The sequence below is a fragment of the Acinetobacter sp. AL9 genome (genome assembly GCF_041464035.1).
Classification (GTDB): Bacteria; Pseudomonadota; Gammaproteobacteria; order Pseudomonadales; family Moraxellaceae; genus Acinetobacter; species Acinetobacter towneri.
This window is the reverse complement of record NZ_JAYFSK010000314.1, coordinates 1-210: the sequence shown is the minus strand read 5'-3', so window position 1 is coordinate 210 and position 210 is coordinate 1. Positions and strand designations below refer to the sequence as shown.

Below are 210 nucleotides of genomic sequence, written 5' to 3'. Positions count from 1 at the left end.
GCTGAAGCTCCTGATCCAACGACTGACAAGGTTGGCATTAATACTATGTTGCAGTGCGACCGAAGCGATCGAGGTATTAGGATTTTTGCAGGCATTGACAATACTGAGTTTGAATTCTTTGCTGTATGTTCTGCGTTTTTTAGCAACAGGAGGTGTTGCTGAATATATATCCATGTTCATGGATTAAGTCCTCAGGGCCGAAGGAACGGG

The 210-nt window shown here is 44.3% G+C and carries 1 protein-coding gene; it reads right to left on the bottom strand.

Going from position 1 to position 210, the window contains the following annotated elements; all coding sequences use genetic code 11:
• The coding region (locus tag ACEO2X_RS14860; protein WP_371972230.1) for a transposase at positions 1-180 on the bottom strand (180 nt) is incomplete at its 3' end.
• Between the last annotated feature and the right edge of the window lie 30 nt (positions 181-210).